The 17,335-nt window shown below is 45.2% G+C and carries 17 protein-coding genes; 9 read left to right on the forward strand and 8 right to left on the reverse strand.

Annotated elements, in window-relative coordinates; translation table 11 throughout:
* Positions 1-62: 62 nt before the first annotated feature.
* The 4 genes from folX to BMX05_RS02255 form a co-directional block, all read right to left on the reverse strand.
* The gene (gene folX, locus BMX05_RS02240) at positions 63-434 is read right to left on the reverse strand and encodes a dihydroneopterin triphosphate 2'-epimerase (protein ID WP_093308313.1); all 372 of its coding nucleotides are present in this window, start codon (positions 432-434) and stop codon (positions 63-65) included.
* A 20-nt stretch (positions 435-454) separates the two neighbouring features.
* On the reverse strand, positions 455-1,009 hold the full coding sequence (gene folE, locus BMX05_RS02245) for a GTP cyclohydrolase I FolE (protein WP_093308314.1): 555 nt from the start codon (positions 1,007-1,009) through the stop codon (positions 455-457).
* A 206-nt stretch (positions 1,010-1,215) separates the two neighbouring features.
* Positions 1,216-2,400 carry a response regulator gene (locus BMX05_RS02250; RefSeq protein ID WP_093308315.1) on the reverse strand — a complete coding sequence of 395 codons (1,185 nt, stop codon included), beginning with the start codon at positions 2,398-2,400 and terminating at the stop codon, positions 1,216-1,218.
* Positions 2,401-2,435: 35 nt separating this feature from the next.
* Positions 2,436-3,137, reverse strand: coding sequence for an Hpt domain-containing protein (locus tag BMX05_RS02255; RefSeq protein WP_093308316.1), 702 nt, complete (start codon positions 3,135-3,137; stop codon positions 2,436-2,438).
* 387 nt (positions 3,138-3,524) lie between these two features.
* Here BMX05_RS02255 and aroQ point away from each other — a divergent pair, with 387 nt between their 5' ends.
* From aroQ to purH, 8 genes are all read left to right on the forward strand, one after another.
* Positions 3,525-3,992, forward strand: coding sequence for a type II 3-dehydroquinate dehydratase (aroQ, locus tag BMX05_RS02260; protein WP_093308363.1), 468 nt, complete (start codon positions 3,525-3,527; stop codon positions 3,990-3,992).
* 156 nt (positions 3,993-4,148) lie between these two features.
* Positions 4,149-4,622 carry an acetyl-CoA carboxylase biotin carboxyl carrier protein gene (gene accB, locus BMX05_RS02265; protein ID WP_093308317.1) on the forward strand — a complete coding sequence of 158 codons (474 nt, stop codon included), beginning with the start codon at positions 4,149-4,151 and terminating at the stop codon, positions 4,620-4,622.
* Between the two features lie 59 nt (positions 4,623-4,681).
* Positions 4,682-6,019 (forward strand): acetyl-CoA carboxylase biotin carboxylase subunit, encoded by a 1,338-nt coding sequence (accC, locus tag BMX05_RS02270; RefSeq protein ID WP_093308318.1) that lies wholly within the window; start codon positions 4,682-4,684, stop codon positions 6,017-6,019.
* Between the two features lie 125 nt (positions 6,020-6,144).
* The gene (gene prmA / locus BMX05_RS02275; protein ID WP_093308319.1) at positions 6,145-7,041 is read left to right on the forward strand and encodes a 50S ribosomal protein L11 methyltransferase; all 897 of its coding nucleotides are present in this window, start codon (positions 6,145-6,147) and stop codon (positions 7,039-7,041) included.
* Positions 7,042-7,182: 141 nt separating this feature from the next.
* Positions 7,183-8,748, forward strand: a complete 1,566-nt coding sequence (locus BMX05_RS02280; protein WP_093308320.1) for a DUF3426 domain-containing protein — start codon at positions 7,183-7,185, stop codon at positions 8,746-8,748.
* Positions 8,749-8,754: 6 nt separating this feature from the next.
* Entirely contained in the window at positions 8,755-9,756 is a 1,002-nt protein-coding gene (gene dusB / locus BMX05_RS02285) for a tRNA dihydrouridine synthase DusB (RefSeq protein ID WP_093308321.1), read from the forward strand.
* 45 nt (positions 9,757-9,801) lie between these two features.
* Positions 9,802-10,059: a DNA-binding transcriptional regulator Fis gene (fis, locus tag BMX05_RS02290; RefSeq protein ID WP_093308322.1), complete on the forward strand. Its 258-nt coding sequence runs from the start codon at positions 9,802-9,804 to the stop codon at positions 10,057-10,059.
* A gap of 74 nt (positions 10,060-10,133) precedes the next feature.
* On the forward strand, positions 10,134-11,747 hold the full coding sequence (gene purH, locus BMX05_RS02295; RefSeq protein WP_177166747.1) for a bifunctional phosphoribosylaminoimidazolecarboxamide formyltransferase/IMP cyclohydrolase: 1,614 nt from the start codon (positions 10,134-10,136) through the stop codon (positions 11,745-11,747).
* A gap of 148 nt (positions 11,748-11,895) precedes the next feature.
* On the opposite strand, the gene BMX05_RS02300 is transcribed toward purH, so the two are convergent.
* The 4 genes from BMX05_RS02300 to BMX05_RS02315 all read right to left on the reverse strand — a co-directional run bounded on the left by BMX05_RS02300 (position 11,896) and on the right by BMX05_RS02315 (position 15,983).
* On the reverse strand, positions 11,896-13,083 hold the full coding sequence (locus tag BMX05_RS02300) for a 7TMR-DISM family protein (RefSeq protein WP_177166748.1): 1,188 nt from the start codon (positions 13,081-13,083) through the stop codon (positions 11,896-11,898).
* Positions 13,084-13,272: 189 nt separating this feature from the next.
* Entirely contained in the window at positions 13,273-14,448 is a 1,176-nt protein-coding gene (locus BMX05_RS02305) for a vWA domain-containing protein (RefSeq protein ID WP_093308324.1), read from the reverse strand.
* Between the two features lie 56 nt (positions 14,449-14,504).
* Positions 14,505-15,347 (reverse strand): AAA family ATPase, encoded by an 843-nt coding sequence (locus BMX05_RS02310; protein ID WP_093308325.1) that lies wholly within the window; start codon positions 15,345-15,347, stop codon positions 14,505-14,507.
* Positions 15,348-15,359: 12 nt separating this feature from the next.
* Entirely contained in the window at positions 15,360-15,983 is a 624-nt protein-coding gene (locus tag BMX05_RS02315; RefSeq protein ID WP_093308326.1) for a Smr/MutS family protein, read from the reverse strand.
* A gap of 162 nt (positions 15,984-16,145) precedes the next feature.
* On the opposite strand from BMX05_RS02315, the gene prmB reads away from it, so the two are divergent.
* Positions 16,146-17,081, forward strand: a complete 936-nt coding sequence (gene prmB, locus BMX05_RS02320) for a 50S ribosomal protein L3 N(5)-glutamine methyltransferase (RefSeq protein ID WP_093308327.1) — start codon at positions 16,146-16,148, stop codon at positions 17,079-17,081.
* The last annotated feature ends 254 nt before the right edge of the window (positions 17,082-17,335 follow it).

Below are 17,335 nucleotides of genomic sequence, written 5' to 3' on the forward strand. Positions count from 1 at the left end.
ATCATACTATTTTAGTCTGTTTTAAACTCAAAGGGAAGCCTGCAAGTGCAGGCTATCTCGGTTTAAGCGCGACTTTCACTCAAGGTAATAGATACAGAATCGGAGAAACGCAATGCATGCGGCTTATCAATCTCAACTTGTGCATGCAACACTTGGCGATACGACATCACAATATCTAGGATTTCTCGTGTGAGACGTTCCAAAAGTTGAAACCTCCCTTCTTCCACATGTCGAATAATGTGCTTAGTAATCGTACGGTAATTTAAAGCTTCATCAATATGATTAAAAGCCACCGCGCGGTCAGCAGGATATTGAAGCACCACATTAACAATCACATCTTGGCGATTACTAATTTCTTCTTCTTTGATGCCAATAAAGGTGCGCAATCTGAGGTTTTTAATCCGTATCGTGGCTAAATTGGGCGCTGCTTGCATACGCAAATCCTACCTAAAAGTTAACGCTGTAAGAGTTGCAAAAATTCTTGGCGCGTGTTTTGCGAATTACGGAAAGCCCCTAACATCACCGAGCTTTGCATCCAAGAGTTTTGCTTTTCTACCCCACGCATCATCATACACATGTGCTGGGCTTCGATAATGACCGCCACCCCTTTTGCACCTGTCACTTCTTGCACAGCTTGAGCAATTTCACGCGTTAAGTTTTCTTGAATTTGCAAACGGCGTGCATACATATCTACAATCCGTGCGAACTTGGATAGACCCAAAACTTGACCATTTGGCAGATAACCAATATGACATTTACCAATAAAAGGTAAAATATGGTGTTCACACAAAGAATAGAGTTCTATATCCTTGACAATCACCATCTCATCATTTTCTGAGCTAAACACAGCCCCATTAACTACGGCTTCTAGTGATTGCTGGTAACCTTGGGTCAGAAACTGCATCGCTTTAGCAGTACGTTTTGGGGTATCTTTTAACCCTTCGCGTTCTACATCTTCACCAAGTAGGCTAATGACTTGGCTATAAAGCTGGGTAAGTTCTTCGGTCATGCGTGCAGCTCCTCAAGCGTAGGACAGCTCAATATTTATACAAAAAATATATCATGTAAACTCTTTGTATAACAAAGATCCAGAACACCTTAATTTAACCCAGTGATTTAGTCAAGTTTAGCCACCCCCTCAAACAAAACGGCTGGCTTCAACTGAGTAACTACTGCCCACCCTTTCAAGCACAGATTGATGCTACATCAGCGAACCTAAAATAAAACAATGGTATCTTCTTGTTGGTTCAAACAAGGCTGATTGTGTGTTTCTTCTTGCACATAAGGATTGGGGATACTCAATAAACGTTTCAATAATACGCGCATTTGATAATCAATCCTTTCCCCTTGTTCAAAATGGGTTTGATACTCATCATTGGAGCTACCTACCAAATGAATCAAAATATTTTCTTGCTCCTCCGAAAGCCCCCAAGAATCAAAGGTTTGTTCTAAATTCTTCAGCAGATCATCCATAAGGATTTGCGTTTTTTTCCTATGGGCTAATTGTTGCTGATCTACTTGATGTAAAACCTCTTTCGCATCTTCCACTAGTGTTGCTAGTGCTTGTTCATAATGTAAAGCTTTTAGTTTTTCTACTGCAGTTTCCAAAATCAAGGCTAAAGTATCTCGATAGCGCCCACGCACATCCATACCCTCTGGCATACATTTAATTAGTAGAGAAATATCACCAAAGTTAAAAATACTACGCTGTTTATACTCTAAAATACGCCCATTTTGGTTGAGTTTATAAAGCAAATCTTTTTCCAAAGGGGTAATATCTTGGCAACTAGACGCATAATAATCATGATTTGGTGTGCGTATTTGTACTAAGGCGTTGAGCTGATATTCATTCATCGCTTGGATAAGACGTTTGGCGAGATCTTGAATATGGCGCACTGAGTGCAAAGCTCGAGTAAAATTCAGCACTACTCCTAACTCACCCGCAGAAGTAATTGCCGTCATTGCAGTACTAAAAGCTTGATTTTTTTCTTGTATTATCAAATTTTGCCGCTGTTTTGCCTCAATGGCTAGGCGGATCTTTTGATGCAATTCTAATGGCTGCACAGGCTTCGTTAAATAATCGACCCCACCAGCATCATAGCCTTTAAGTTTTTCTTCTGTTGAATGATGTGCAGATATAAAAATGACACAAATATCTTGTGTGTGTGTATTTTCTTTTATTTGTCGGCAAGTTTGATAGCCATCCATTTCCGGCATCATCACATCCATTAAAATTACATCAGGCCGATAAGGGCCTTGGGCAATTTCTAAAGCTCTTTTGCCATCATTTGCAATTTGTACCCTATATTTTTCTGCTAGTGCATTGAACAAAAAGCTAATATCTGCAGCTGAATCATCTACAATCATCACACTTGGCTTATCCACATGATTGACATTCATTCGACATTCCTCCCTTATCACTAGACAAGACTCAATTAATTAGCACGGCTGCTTTCAAGATCTAACATTAAGGCATCCAAATGCTCGGCGGCTGCTTCTATGTCAAACTGATTCAAAATAGCAAAGCATGTTTCCAATCGACTTTTATAAGCACCTGCTTGTGTGTTTAACAATAATTCCTCTATTAAATTTATTGCTTGCACATAATCTATCCATAAAATTTTTTTAATCTGTGTGACTCCTTGAATTAATGCCTGTTGATCCAAGGGCTTCGTCGATATTTCTTTAGATAGGCGCCCTGACTTGAGTGCTACTTTCTCTTTCCAAAGTGACAAGGCCATTATGATATCATCAACAGCGGTATCCAAAGATTTAATTTCCTGCTGCAAATATGACAAGTCCATGCATTTGCAAGAAGCTTTGATTCTATATTCCAACTCAGCTGCACAGCTTGCTAATTTTTTAGCTCCTAAGTTCGCTCCACTACCTTTTAAAGTATGTGCCAACCTAGCTAAGGCTTGCCAATCTTGGGTACGTACATATTCCATCATTGTGAGCCTTGTTGTCTTATGCTGGTGATAAAAGCCTAGAAGTACATTTTGGTAGGCTTTTTCATTAGCTTGCAAACGCTCAAAACCATCATTAATATCAATGACCTGCTGCAGGTCAGCAAATATATCTAGGGTTTTATAGCCTTCTAAACCGCTATTTTTTTGTTGTCCATCACGATCAAACACCTTTTTAGCATCCCAAGTTAAATGTTACCTTGTATATGTGTAGCGCTTAAACAATATATTTTTGCGCTACAGAAAATTTTATGATGCATTTAACTTTTAGACAAAAAAAATTTTTCTAGCAAGAAAATAATAAAATACAAATAACACGCTATTAAAAATAATGTATTGATAGTAAAAAGCTTTTTATCAGTATCCTCCTATTTTACTTTACTGATGAAGCTCTCCTGTAAGCGGACACTTTTTCGATCGGCACTTTTGATAAAGATCAGACAATCACCAAGCAAATGCTAGACAAAAGCGCCTATTTTCGGCAAACTTGTCGCTTAAGTAAGGTTTTATACCTTGTTTTCCTCTCTTGAACCACCTGCCATCTGGAATCCTTTGCTCATGGCTAATATTTTGCTGCTACAGGGTCCTAACTTAAACTTACTTGGGCGTCGGGAGCCGCATATCTATGGCGCATTAACGCTAGAGCAAGTCCATCAAGGCTTGATACAGCAAGCATGCGATTATGGGTGCCAACTCACTTGCTGGCAGACGAATGCAGAAGCCGAACTCATCACTAGGATTCATCAAGCACAGGATGAACAAGTTGATTTTATTTTAATTAATCCTGCCGCTTGGACACATACTAGCATTGCCTTGCGTGATGCTTTGTTAGGGGTAAAAATTCCTTTTATTGAGATTCACCTTTCTAACGTCCATGCACGTGAGCCTTTCCGCCATCATTCGTATTTGGCAGATATCGCTGTTGGGGTGATTTGTGGCCTAGGTGCGCAAGGCTATCAACTGGCATTAATGGCAGCTTGCCGACATTTGGGGATCACAACCCCCACAGATCCTTACTTTGCCTAGCGGCATCAAATTTTAAAAGCAGTGTTGATCATGGCACTGCTTTAATACAGGCGCTTTAAGAATAGGTGATGCGCCTATCCTTCAAAGTGAGCTTCCACCCGTATGCGTTTGGTTACCCTTAATTAGCCACGCCTAACAGACAGAGATACCTTAACTATGGATATTCGCAAAGTAAAAAAACTGATTGAATTACTTGAAGAATCCAACATTAGCGAGATTGAAATTCAAGAAGGTGAGGAATCTGTACGTATCAGCCGTTATCCCAGTGGCGGCGTGATGCCAATGCAAGCACCTCAAGTGCAACATGTGTTTGCTGCGCCTACCCAAATGCCTAATATGCCTACACCAGCAAGCGCCCCAGCGCCTGTGCAAGAAACGGCAACAGCTGAGCCTGCCGGCCATGCTGTTTGTTCTCCTATGGTGGGTACTTTCTACCGTGCACCTGCACCTGGTGCTAAGCCTTTTATTGAAATAGGCAAAAAAGTGAAAAAAGGTGACAGCATTTGTATCGTAGAAGCGATGAAAATGATGAACCAAATCGAAGCTGATCGCGATGGTGTTGTCGAGGCAATTTTAGTTGAAGATGGCCAACCGGTTGAGTTTGATCAACCCCTGATCATCCTGAGTTAAGCTGCCTTGAGCTAGGCTCGGATTTTCTCCTTTGCGCTTAACCTAAGGATTGTATTCTCATGCTGGATAAAGTTGTTATTGCCAACCGCGGCGAAATTGCACTACGCATCCTGCGCGCTTGTAAAGAATTAGGCCTAGGTACAGTGGCAGTGCACTCAAAAGCAGACCGTGATTTGATGCATGTGCGTCTTGCTGATGAAGCTGTTTGTATTGGCCCTGCACCTTCTGGACAAAGTTATTTAAATATTCCTGCGATTATTTCTGCAGCTGAAGTCACAGATGCCACAGGCATCCACCCTGGCTATGGCTTTTTAGCAGAAAATGCTGATTTTGCAGAACAAGCCGAAAAATCAGGCTTTATTTTTATCGGTCCGACAGCGGATGTGATCCGTTTAATGGGGGACAAGGTTTCTGCAATTGCTGCCATGAAAAAAGCAGGGGTGCCTACTGTTCCAGGTTCTGATGGCCCTTTACCTGAAGATGGCGACGAGATTCTCGCAACGGCTCGCCGCATTGGTTTTCCTGTGATTATCAAAGCCGCTGCAGGCGGTGGTGGCCGCGGTATGCGCGTAGTGCATTCAGAAGCCCACTTGCTCAATGCCGTCCATGTGACTAAATCTGAAGCCAAATCAGCCTTTGGTGACGATACAGTTTATATGGAAAAATTCCTAGAAAACCCGCGCCATGTGGAAGTACAAGTCTTAGCCGATGGCCAAGGCAACGCTGTACACCTGTATGATAGGGACTGTTCTTTACAACGCCGTCACCAAAAAGTGCTAGAAGAAGCACCCGCTCCCTTGCTAGATCCTGAAGCACGTGCGCAAGTCCTACAATCTTGCGTCGATGCGTGTATCGAGATTGGCTATCGTGGTGCAGGCACCTTCGAGTTCTTGTATGAAGACGGTGGTTTTTATTTTATCGAAATGAACACTCGGGTTCAGGTCGAGCACCCGGTGACAGAAATGGTCACAGGTGTTGATATTGTGAAAGAGCAACTTCGTATTGCTTCTGGCTTGCCTTTATCTATCTGCCAGCAAGATATTCAAATACGTGGCCACGCGTTCGAGTGTCGCATTAATGCCGAAGACCCGAAAAGCTTCTTGCCCTCTCCCGGTCAGGTTACTATGTTCCATGCGCCAGGTGGGCTAGGAGTGCGGATGGATTCACACCTTTATAGTGGCTACACAGTGCCGCCATATTATGATTCCCTGATTGGCAAACTTATTACGCATGGTAGTGATCGGGAAATTGCCCTGACTAGAATGCGCAATGCCTTAGATGAAATCTTGGTAGAAGGGATTAAGACCAATATCGACCTGCACAAGGATTTAGTCCGAGATACTAATTTCCAACAAGGTGGTATTAATATCCACTATTTAGAGAAAAAGCTGGCCTAATCTGGCACCGCTTTCTAAATCAAGCGTTTGCTGATATACATATCAGCCCGCCCCTAGCTGATCAGTTAGGGGCTTTGTTTTCGGGTTTATCCCTTCTTTCATTTTGTCAAAGAGGCACTGCTGTTATGTCTTGGTTGCAAATCAAAATTCCAGTTCTCCCTGAACAAGCTGAGTTTTTAGAGGACATTTTACTGGAGTTAGGCGCTTGTGCCCTGACCTTAACGGATGCCCAAGACACACCCGTTTTTGAGCCGATTCGTGGCACAACACCTTTATGGCAAGATACCTTGCTGACAGGTCTTTATGATGGTCATGCGGATGTTGATCGCATGTTGATCGCTCTACAACAACAATGGCAGCAAGCCTTCCCAGCAGCACAGGCTCTACCAGTAAAAGTGGAGATATTAGAAGATAAAGACTGGGTACGCGAATGGATGGCCAGCTTTCAGCCTTTGTGTATGGGGCAAAGACTATGGATCGTCCCTTCTTGGCTCAGCGCACCTCAAACCGATGCGGTTAACTTGACTTTAGATCCAGGATTGGCCTTCGGTACAGGAACCCATCCTACAACTGCCTTATGTTTACAATGGCTTGATAGCATGGATTTAACCGATGCCACTGTGATTGATTACGGTTGTGGCTCAGGTATTTTAGGGATTGCTGCTTTATTATTAGGTGCACGCCAAGCTTGGGGCACAGATATAGACCCACAAGCTCTGCAAGCCAGCCAAGAAAATGCACGTCGTAATCATCTAGATCCCGCACGTTTTCCTGTTTACTATCCGCATGCTTGTCCTCAAGTTGAAGTTGATATTGTACTTGCTAACATTTTGGCCGGTCCTCTGATTGATTTAGCACCACAGATTGCTGCTTATGTAAAGCCACAAGGGCATTTGGTGCTCTCTGGAATTTTACAGCATCAGGCACACGCCGTCATTCAAGCCTATCAGACTTGGTTTGATTTTGAGCCACCAGCAATCCAAGAAGACTGGGTGCGCTTGTGTGCACGTAAAACCCGCTGAGGTGATTTTGGTTTTTTTCAGCCAATTGCATTAAACTTGGGCGCATCTTCTTGATCCAAGCAAGTGCTTTAATCTAGTCAGTAACCTTGGAAGCGGAAAACTTCCGGCCAACTAATAATCCATCTTGTGAGTGAGCCCCTGATGAGCTTATTGCTAACCCGATGTCCACGCTGCCAAGCCTCCTTTGAGCTAAGTGAGGAAGAGTTAGACTCAGGTCATGGGGCGGTGCGTTGTGGATTTTGTGGGCAAATTTTCAATGCCAAACACCACTTGTTTGAGTTAGAACACGCGCAGGATCAAGAAACGCCTATCCCTACCATACGTACTTTTTATGCCTTGCCGCCGGCGCTCAAACAGTCAACTAAGCAAGATCTTGCCGACCCTAAAACTACACCAGAGGCGACAACACCAGCGCCTTCAGTGACAGAACCTGCGGCAGAACCCGCCACCAAAACCCATGATCACAAAATAGTGATGCATTGGCTTGCGCCGGACCCAAACGCACGCACTGAGGTGGAAGGGTATGATTTACCAGACAATATTCGTGCTAATGAGCAAGCCTTAGATGAGGCGAGCTTAGACGCTGCCTTGGCAGATGAATCTTGGCGTGATCTGCCCTTGGAAGAAGAGGAACCGCAAACACAAGCACCACCACGTAAAACCCTAGATACCAGCGTTCAATGGGCACCGATTACAGAGCAAGCACCTAAGCCACTTGCAGAAGATCCTCCGGCGTCTTTGCCAAAGGTGTCGCCAGATACTTATCCACAACAAGAATCACCTGTGGATTCCTTAGCTACGGCCATAGACGCGACTGAGGTAGACTATGCTGCGCCTGCATCTCGGCAAGAAGCTGAACTAACACGCTCATTAGCGGCAGCGCGTCATCAAGCACAAAAGCCCCCTTTAGAATCTGCACCAACACCTGAATATACAGATTTAGATCCTTTATTTGATGAAGTACCAACGAAAAGGTCACCGGATCCTCTTGATACACAGAATGTACAAGATTACTACCAACATGTAGAACAACGAGCTGAAGACCAAAGCTATCGCCATCCTAGCGCGTATCGCCTAGAAGAAGAGGCGGTCGAAGAAATGTTGGGATCACCTGTGGACGAGGATCAAATCGCGCCGCAACCTTTGGTGGCAGGGCGTGATGAAGAAGGCACCGAATGGGAAGCCATCAGCGCTCAAGCATCAGGTCACAATCAGCTGAAAACCAAAACCCAACGCCAAGCACGTAAGCGCCCACGCACGAAAGAAGCCCAGCCTTGGTGGCGCACGTTAATGTGGCCTTTAATTGCCGGTAGCCTGATTTCGTTACTTTTAGTCTTTGTGATCTGGTTTTGGCCAGAACCTAGCCAAGAATGCCAAGGGGCCGGTTGTCAAACGGCATTAGTGGTAAAAGAAGTTGCTTTGGGCCAGCACCCTAGCCAAGATAATTTACTGTTAGTTGAGTTAGAATTACAAAACCTCGCCGAACGCATCGCGCCTGCACCACGTTTGGAAGTGATCTTATTTAATCTCAACCAGCGCATGATAGATACCTATTACTTTGCTCCTACGGATTATCTCCCTACACATTTGCAAAAATTTATTCCTGAACACGGGCGCATTAGCTTGACGGTCGCTGTTCCTAAGCCAAGCGCTTTAGTCGGCAGTTATCGCGCTCGTTTAAGCACTGCTTCAATAAAGGCGCCTTAAATCCTCATGAATACCAAAACTGCTGCTTTGTTTAAGCCATTACACCTTGGCCCCTACTGTATCCAGACCCCTTTGGTCCTTGCACCTATGGCAGGCGTCACAGATCGCCCTTTTCGCCAACTTTGCCTTAAACTTGGCGCAGGCTTGGCGGTTTCTGAAATGGTCACCTCTGATCTTTCTTTGTGGCATACGCGTAAATCCCAACAGCGCCTGATCCACCAAGATGAAGCTGAGCCTAGAATGGTGCAAATTGCTGGGGCTGATCCACAACAAATGGCCCAAGCGGCCCAAGCGAATCAGGCTTTAGGTGCACAAATCATTGATATTAATATGGGGTGCCCTGCGAAAAAAGTGTGTAAAAAAGCAGCAGGATCCGCGTTATTACGCGATGAAACCTTGGTTGCACAGATTTTAGAAGCTGTGGTGCAAGCGGTTGATCTCCCTGTCACCTTAAAAATACGCACAGGCTGGTGCACGCAAACACGCAATGCGCGCCGCATCGGGTATCTCGCCCAAGAAGCTGGTATCCAAGCACTGACTATTCACGGACGCACTCGGGCAGATAAATTTTTAGGGCAGGCAGAATATGATACCCTAGCCGAAGTCAAGCAAGCCTTGCAAATTCCCGTGATTGCTAATGGTGATATTACTTGTGCCCATAAAGCGGCTGAAGTTTTGCAATACACGCAAGCCGATGCTTTGATGATCGGACGTGCAGCCCAAGGGCAACCCTGGATCTTCCAGAATATGGCCCACTTTTTACGTACAGGTGAGCACTTAACCGAGCCTAGCTTAATGCAAAAACGGACTTGGATAACCGAACATTTACAAGCGGTGCATGCTTTCTATGGTGAATACCTTGGTGTACGCATCGCACGCAAACATGTGGGTTGGTACTTGCAGACCTATGCTACTGAGCAAATGCAGGCAGCGCGTGCGACCTTCAATCATTTAGAAAATGCAGCAGCCCAACTTGACTGGTTACATGCCTTTCATCAACCAGCCTAATACCCCAAGATTGTGACCTCTTACTTTGAGAATTAGTATCCTTCTATGCAGCCTGAGTTACCTCCTTCCTTACGTGATACCGTACAAGCCGCTTTAGAACACTATCTTGCCCATCTTGAAGGTGAGCCTGTCACCGCCTTATATGACAAGGTATTGCAGGAAGTAGAAGCGCCTTTGTTAGCCACTGTGATGCAATACACACACAATAACCAGAGCCAAGCATCAGAAATTTTGGGATTAAACCGAGGCACCCTACGTAAAAAACTACGTCAGTATGGCCTGCTGCATGACACTAAACTCTAAGACATGTATTTTCACCTTGGGCAAGTTGCTACTTGCCTCTTTTTATTGGCCTTATAAACCAGGTATTTATGCTTATGCCAGCGCCCGTTCAAGCTTGTATGCCAGTGAAACGCGCCCTTATCAGTGTGTCTGATAAAAGCGGTATTGTTGATTTTGCCCGCGAACTTCAACAACGCGGAGTAGAACTTTTATCAACCGGAGGCACTTATAAACTACTACAGGAAGCCCAAATCCCTGTGACTGAGGTTTCTGATTACACAGGCTTTCCAGAAATGATGGATGGCCGCGTGAAAACCTTACACCCTAAAATTCATGGCGGAATTTTAGGTCGTCGTGGTCAAGATGATGCCGTCATGGCTGAACACCACATTCAAGCCATTGATATGGTGGTGGTCAATCTTTACCCCTTTACACAAACGGTCGCTCGCGATGATTGCACACTGGAATTAGCCATCGAAAATATCGATATTGGTGGCCCCACTATGGTACGCTCTTGTGCTAAAAATCATGCATTTACCAGTATTGTCGTGGATACAGCGGACTATGCGCGTGTTTTAAATGCCTTAGATACTAACGAACAACACATTCCTTATGAATTGCGTTTTGATCTAGCAGTAAAAGCTTTTGAGCACACAGCAGCTTATGATGCAGCAATTGCCAATTACTTAGGCGCCCGCGTTGCAGCAAGCGAGCTTCCAGCGCAAGAAGAAGCTGAACCTCAAACCTTCCCACGGACATTCAACACCCAATTTATTAAAAAACAGGATATGCGCTATGGGGAAAACCCTCATCAGCAAGCGGCTTTTTATGTAGAAGCCAACACACAAGAAGCCAGTGTTGCCACCGCACGTATGCTTCAAGGCAAAGCCCTATCTTATAATAATGTGGCTGATACGGATGCTGCCTTCGAATGTGTCAAAGCCTTTAGTACCCCAGCTTGTGTCATCGTTAAACATGCTAACCCTTGTGGAGTTGCTTTAGGTGCGAGCTTATTAGAAGCCTATAACAAGGCCTACCAAACGGATCCAACCAGCGCCTTTGGCGGGATTATCGCTTTCAACCGTGAGCTTGATGCCGCAACTGCCCAAGCCATCATCGAGCGCCAGTTCGTAGAAGTCATCATTGCCCCTGGCATCAGTGCCCAAGCGCAAGCTGTGATCGCACAAAAGCAGAATGTACGCTTGTTAGATGTAGGCGACTTTTGGCCAGGCGAGCGCGAGCTTGCCTTTGATTATAAACGTGTCACTGGTGGCCTTTTAGTCCAAGAACGCGATCTTGGCATGGTCACACGTGATGATTTTAAAGTCGTTTCTGATCGTGTGCCCACAGAGCAAGAGCTGAAAGATTTAGCCTTTGCATGGAAGGTGGCTAAGTATGTGAAATCTAATGCCATTGTGTACGCACAAGCAGGCATGACCATTGGTGTTGGTGCAGGACAGATGAGCCGAGTATATTCAGCAAAAATTGCAGGCATTAAGGCTGCAGATGAAAACTTAGAGGTACAAGGGTCTGTGATGGCCTCGGATGCCTTCTTCCCTTTCCGCGATGGGATTGATGCGGCCGCAGCGGCTGGTATTACCGCGGTGATTCAGCCAGGCGGTTCTGTACGCGATGATGAAGTGATTGCTGCTGCAAACGAACACCACATGGCGATGGTCTTTACAGGAATGCGTCATTTCCGTCATTAATTTGCATCTTGGGTATATTTGTCTTTGATACCCCTGCCAACAAAATACACTTGCTGGATACTTCCCGCACACCCACCGTGTGGGAAGTGATCTAGTTCGTTTTTCATCAGGCGCTATAGGCGCATTACCCACAAAAATTATCTTGTTATCAATGCGATGTTCGAGCACTAGAAGGACGCAATACAGCTTGCAAGCTTGTGGGCGTAATCAGCACGAAATACCAAGAAAAGCCATACTCTTGTAAAGGAACATGTCCTAGCCAACCAAAAGCACTCGCAGCACGATAGGCAACCATGAGTAGCAGTAAAATATAACTCATCAGCAAATAGCCTGCAGGATTAGAACCTTGTTGCCAAGCACGAAAAAACAGCCAGATACTCACCAGCATGAAAATTAATGCCAAAATGCTCATTGTGCGTATGGGAATCGCATATTGCCAGAATATAAGCGCTATCATATTAAGAAAAATAGCGATTTGCCCAACTCGAATCAGAAAAGCTAAAGGGGGAGTTTCTACCGAGGTCTTGAGAAAGCTGCGTACAAATTGCATAAAAAACAGCACCATTAATCCCACTAGAACGCCATGGAAGCGAATGTTATAGGGAAGATCAGGTGGCCAAAAATAGGCAGAGAGCAGGCCTGTATAGCTGGCATCAAGTACGACTTGAGACAAAAAAGTTAAGCTGAGCCAGAGGCTGGTTATTGCTTGATGGTGTAGATATAGCATGGATGCAAACACAGCTGCCAACACAAGCCCCCCCATAGACAAAGCTTGAATAATCTGACTTTTGCTTTGCTGGACAACATAATCATCTGGCCGCCAGAGCGTCATACTTTGATCAACATGGGTTTGCGCGTTAATTTGTAGATAAAAAGCTACTTCAGTTTGTGCAGGTAGCTCAATCGGTAGCAATAAGCGTGAGGATCTTAATGGTCGTTCGTGCGGTGGTATACTTTGGCCGGTCGCAAAAGTTTGCCAGCCTTGCTGTGCATCCCACTGATAAAAGCGTACCAATTGCATTCTAGGATGCCCAACCTCTAACCAACGCATCAAAGGCTGCGAACTTGGATTGTGTAAGCGTACATGGAGCCAGTGGGTTTGCTGACTAAAACCACGGTATAAAGCTTGGGTATGACTCCTTTGATAGTCGCAATCTTTGCCAGAAATTTGCGGCAACACAGAAGACGACGAGACACAGGCCAGTACATAACCTGTCAGCTTTTGTTGTGCTTGATCTTTCACTTGTAGGCTAAAAGATGCCGTCTCGACCGCTAAGGCTGCATGAGTTCCTAGTAAAAAGTAACAAGGCAGAAGCCAAGTCAACCATAAGAACAAGGGATATTTCATCGGTTTTTGGTCAATTCTCAAGCGATAGGCAAGCGGTAGCGGTGAAATCGATTTGGGTTACATACATCAGGTGAACTGCTTGCGCTAACTGAGATACCCCAAAGAATACCTAGTATCCAGTAAGCGCAGGCGATAACAAAGTTTACAGGCATATGTCTTGGTGCAAGTAGAGCACGTTTATTTACTTAGCCAGCGCATGGCTTGATCAAGCCCTTCTAACGTCATCGGATACATTTGGTCTTCCATCAAGTCACGTACCATCTGAATGGAATGGGTGTAATCCCAATAACGGGGTGCCACTGGATTTAACCACAGGGTTTTTTTCCATGTTTGCCGAATCCGTCGCATCCACACAGCACCGGCTTCCTCGTTCCAATGCTCAACACTGCCGCCAGCCAAGGCAATTTCATAAGGGGCCATAGAAGCATCACCGACAAAAATCACTTTGTAATCATCGCCATATTTATGCAATACCTCCAAAGTGGGGATACGTTCTTGATAGCGGCGTAGATTGTCTTGCCAGACAGATTCATAAACAAAATTGTGAAAATAGAAATATTCTAGGTGTTTGAATTCACTGCGGCAGGCAGAAAAAAGCTCCTCACATACTTGCACATGGGGATCCATAGAACCGCCCACGTCCAAAAACAAAAGGACTTTTACTGCATTATGACGTTCGGGCACCATCTTTAAATCTAGGTGCCCAGCATTACGCGCAGTGGCACGAATTGTCCTATCAAGATCCAATTCCTGATGCGCACCTGTACGGGCAAATTGGCGTAAACGTTTAAGTGCTACCTTAATATTGCGGGTGCCTAATTCCACCGAATCATCAAGATTGCGAAATTCACGTTTTTCCCACACTTTCACCGCACGTTTATGCCGTGATTCGCCGCCAATACGGATGCCCTCTGGATGATAACCACCATGCCCAAAAGGCGAGGTCCCGCCCGTACCCACCCATTTGCTGCCGCCTGCATGACGGCCTTTTTGTTCTTGCAGACGTTTTTGTAAGGTATCTAACAGTTCTTGCAAGCTGCCAAGCGTTTTGAGTTGTTCGCGCTCTTCTGGGGTAAGCAAGCGTTCAAATTCTTGGCGCAACCAGTCTTCAGGAATCAACTGATCAAGGGCAACATCTAATTGTGCAACCCCTTGAAAATAATGGCTAAAAGCTAAATCAAAACGATCATAATATTTTTCGTCTTTCACTAAACAAGTACGCGCCAATAAATAAAATTCGTCCCAATCAGCAAAGGCAAGATTCTGATTTAAAGCAGCAATAAGATCTAGTAATTCGCGCACCGTGGCAGGCACGCCGGCGTCACGGACTTGGCTAAAAAAATCGATCAGCATAGTGCCCCCTTGAGATAAAAACTCCACAGTGCTGAGCGAGCCTGTGGAGGTAAGAATTAGGCTTTGCGGCGATGCATAAACGCGAGGCGCTCTAGCAAGGAAGCGTCTTGCTCGTTTTTCACTAAAGCACCGCATAAAGGTGGGATGGCTTCGTGGGCTTCCTTATTTAACAGAAGTTCGCGCGAGATATCATCTGCCATTAATAATTTCAGCCAATCGACTAGTTCAGAGGTCGAGGGCTTTTTCTTCAGTCCTGTCACCGTGCGTAGTTCGTAAAATACTTCGAGGGCGCGAATGACCAAATCATTTTGGATATTAGGGAAATGGACATCAATAATTTGGCGCATGGTGCCTTTATCTGGGAAATTAATATAATGAAAGAAGCAACGACGCAAAAAGGCGTCTGGGAGCTCTTTTTCATTATTAGAGGTAATAATAATAATCGGACGGTGACGCGCTTGAATCCGTTGTTGAGTTTCGTAAACATAAAATTCCATCCGATCCAGTTCTAATAATAAATCGTTGGGAAACTCAATATCTGCTTTATCAATTTCGTCAATCAGCAAGACTGCAGGTTGTTCAGACTCGAAAGCCTCCCACAATTTACCTTTAATAATATAATTGCTGATGTCTTTTACTTTAGGATCTCCTAATTGAGAATCCCGTAAGCGTGACACTGCATCATATTCATATAAACCCTGTTGGGCTTTGGTCGTTGATTTAATATGCCAAGGAATTAAATTTAAATTTAAACTTGCAGCGACTTGCTCCGCCAGCATGGTTTTACCTGTTCCTGGCTCCCCCTTAATTAATAGCGGACGCTGTAAGCGAATGGCAGCATTCACAGCCACTTGCAGGGCTTGGGTCGCCACATATTCTTGAGTACTAGTAAACTGCATACAAATCACCTTTTAATACTGAGTTTGATCTTGACGAGTCCGTAAGAGTACATAAACCGCACCTGTGCCGCCATCGCGTGCTTGTGCCGAGGTGAAGGCTAACACTTGTGGACATTGGCGTAACCAAGTATTCACATGGGCTTTAATCACCGGACTACGCTCCATGCCATCGCTATAAGATTTACCATGCACAATCAGAACACAGCGGTATTTATAACGTTTGGCATCCTGCAAGAAAGCATCCACTTCTTGGCGTGCGCTTTCTAAGGTGTAACCATGTAAGTCTAACCCTTGCTCCCAAGCAATTTGCCCGCGTTTAAGCTGCTGTAGGGTGCGATAGGGTAAATCAGGCACACTAAAAGAAAGGTATTCGCTTGGGGTGACCGCAGGGACCTCGCCTTCATTGAGTTGGCTTTGTACTTGTTGCTCAAAAGTTGCCTGTGCTGCTTGGCGTCTTTGCTGGTAATTAGGGTCTTGTTGCTTCTGCTGGACACGCGCGCGTCCCTGTGAGTGCACATCGGCCCGTGTCTCCTTGTGAGGTTTCACACCATCCAAGGCTTGACGAAATAAAGCCAACTCATCACAGGTGGCCACTTTCGAGGCGCGCTTGCTCGTTGATGAAGTGCTTGTTTTCATCAAAAAAAGCCTCTTTCTATCACTTGAAAATCAATCAATACAAGTTGGTTGGCGCTGAAGTATAACGGAAAATCTCGCATCTGCGCGTTAATATGCGCATAATCCAGAGTAAAGCCGCTGCGGCAATTGCTAAATTTTAGGATTTGAGGGAGTTTCTTGCCTGTGAAACATCAATCTTTAACTGCTTTAGTGCAAGAGTTACACACGTTACGAGACTACATTCGTTGGACACTAAGCCAATTCAATAAACACCAAGTGTACTTTGGTCATGGGACGGATAACCCTTGGGATGAGGCCGTTCAATTGGTATTAGGTGCCGTGCATTTACCGTGGAATACGGATGCTTCCTTGTTGGATGCACGTTTGACCCAAGAAGAACGCGAACGCATAGTGCAATTAATTCGCCGGCGCTGTGAAGAGCGTATGCCCTTGCCCTATTTACTAGGCGAGGCTTGGTTTGCCGGTTTACCTTTTAATGTGGACCCACGCGTACTCATTCCGCGCTCCCCCATTGGGGAATTGATCCAAGAAGGATTTCAACCTTGGCTAACTGAACCACCACAGCGCATCTTGGATTTATGTACAGGCAGTGGCTGTATTGGAATTGCCTGTGCGCACGCCTTTTCAGGTGCGCAAGTGGATTTATCAGATATTTCAACCGATGCTCTGGCAGTTGCGCAAACCAATATTGAGCGTCATGGGCTCAGCACCCGAGTACGTGCTTTGCATGCGGATTTATTTGCTGGGTTGGATGGACAAAAATATGATTTGATTGTCAGTAATCCACCCTATGTGGACACACATGACTTAGCCACTATGCCGATGGAATACCAACAAGAACCCGAACTTGCGCTGGCAGCTGGAGAGGATGGCCTGGATCTGGTGCGCATTATTTTGGCACAGGCAGGTCAGCACTTGACCGAGACAGGGTTATTAATTGTAGAAGTAGGCAATAGTGAAAGCCATTTAGAAGCCGCGTATCCAGAAGTGCCTTTCTTGTGGCTAGAATTTGCTGAAGGGGGGCAGGGCGTTTTCTTATTAACCGCAGAGCAAGTACGCACCTATCAAGCGGATTTTATCCAAGGTGCAAAAGGCTAACCTAAGTACAGAAGAAATTTCCTCCCCCTGCCAAGGGGGAGGCTATAAAGTACCACTAACTAAACTTAGGGGAGGGAGCGCTTTCTGTATACACAAGCTTCTTCCCCCGTTTACCAAAAAGCGCGTAAAGCATCGCCCAATCGGGCGGTGATACAAGCGCGCACCGCGTAGCGGTGCCCTCTTGCCAGGATCTCGCTGAGCTGCTAATTTATCCAGCATGACAAAACGAGCCTACAAAGAGCGGTTTTATCCCA

Source organism: Allopseudospirillum japonicum (genome assembly GCF_900108915.1).
In the GTDB taxonomy this organism is placed as follows: domain Bacteria; phylum Pseudomonadota; class Gammaproteobacteria; order Pseudomonadales; family Halomonadaceae; genus Pseudospirillum; species Pseudospirillum japonicum.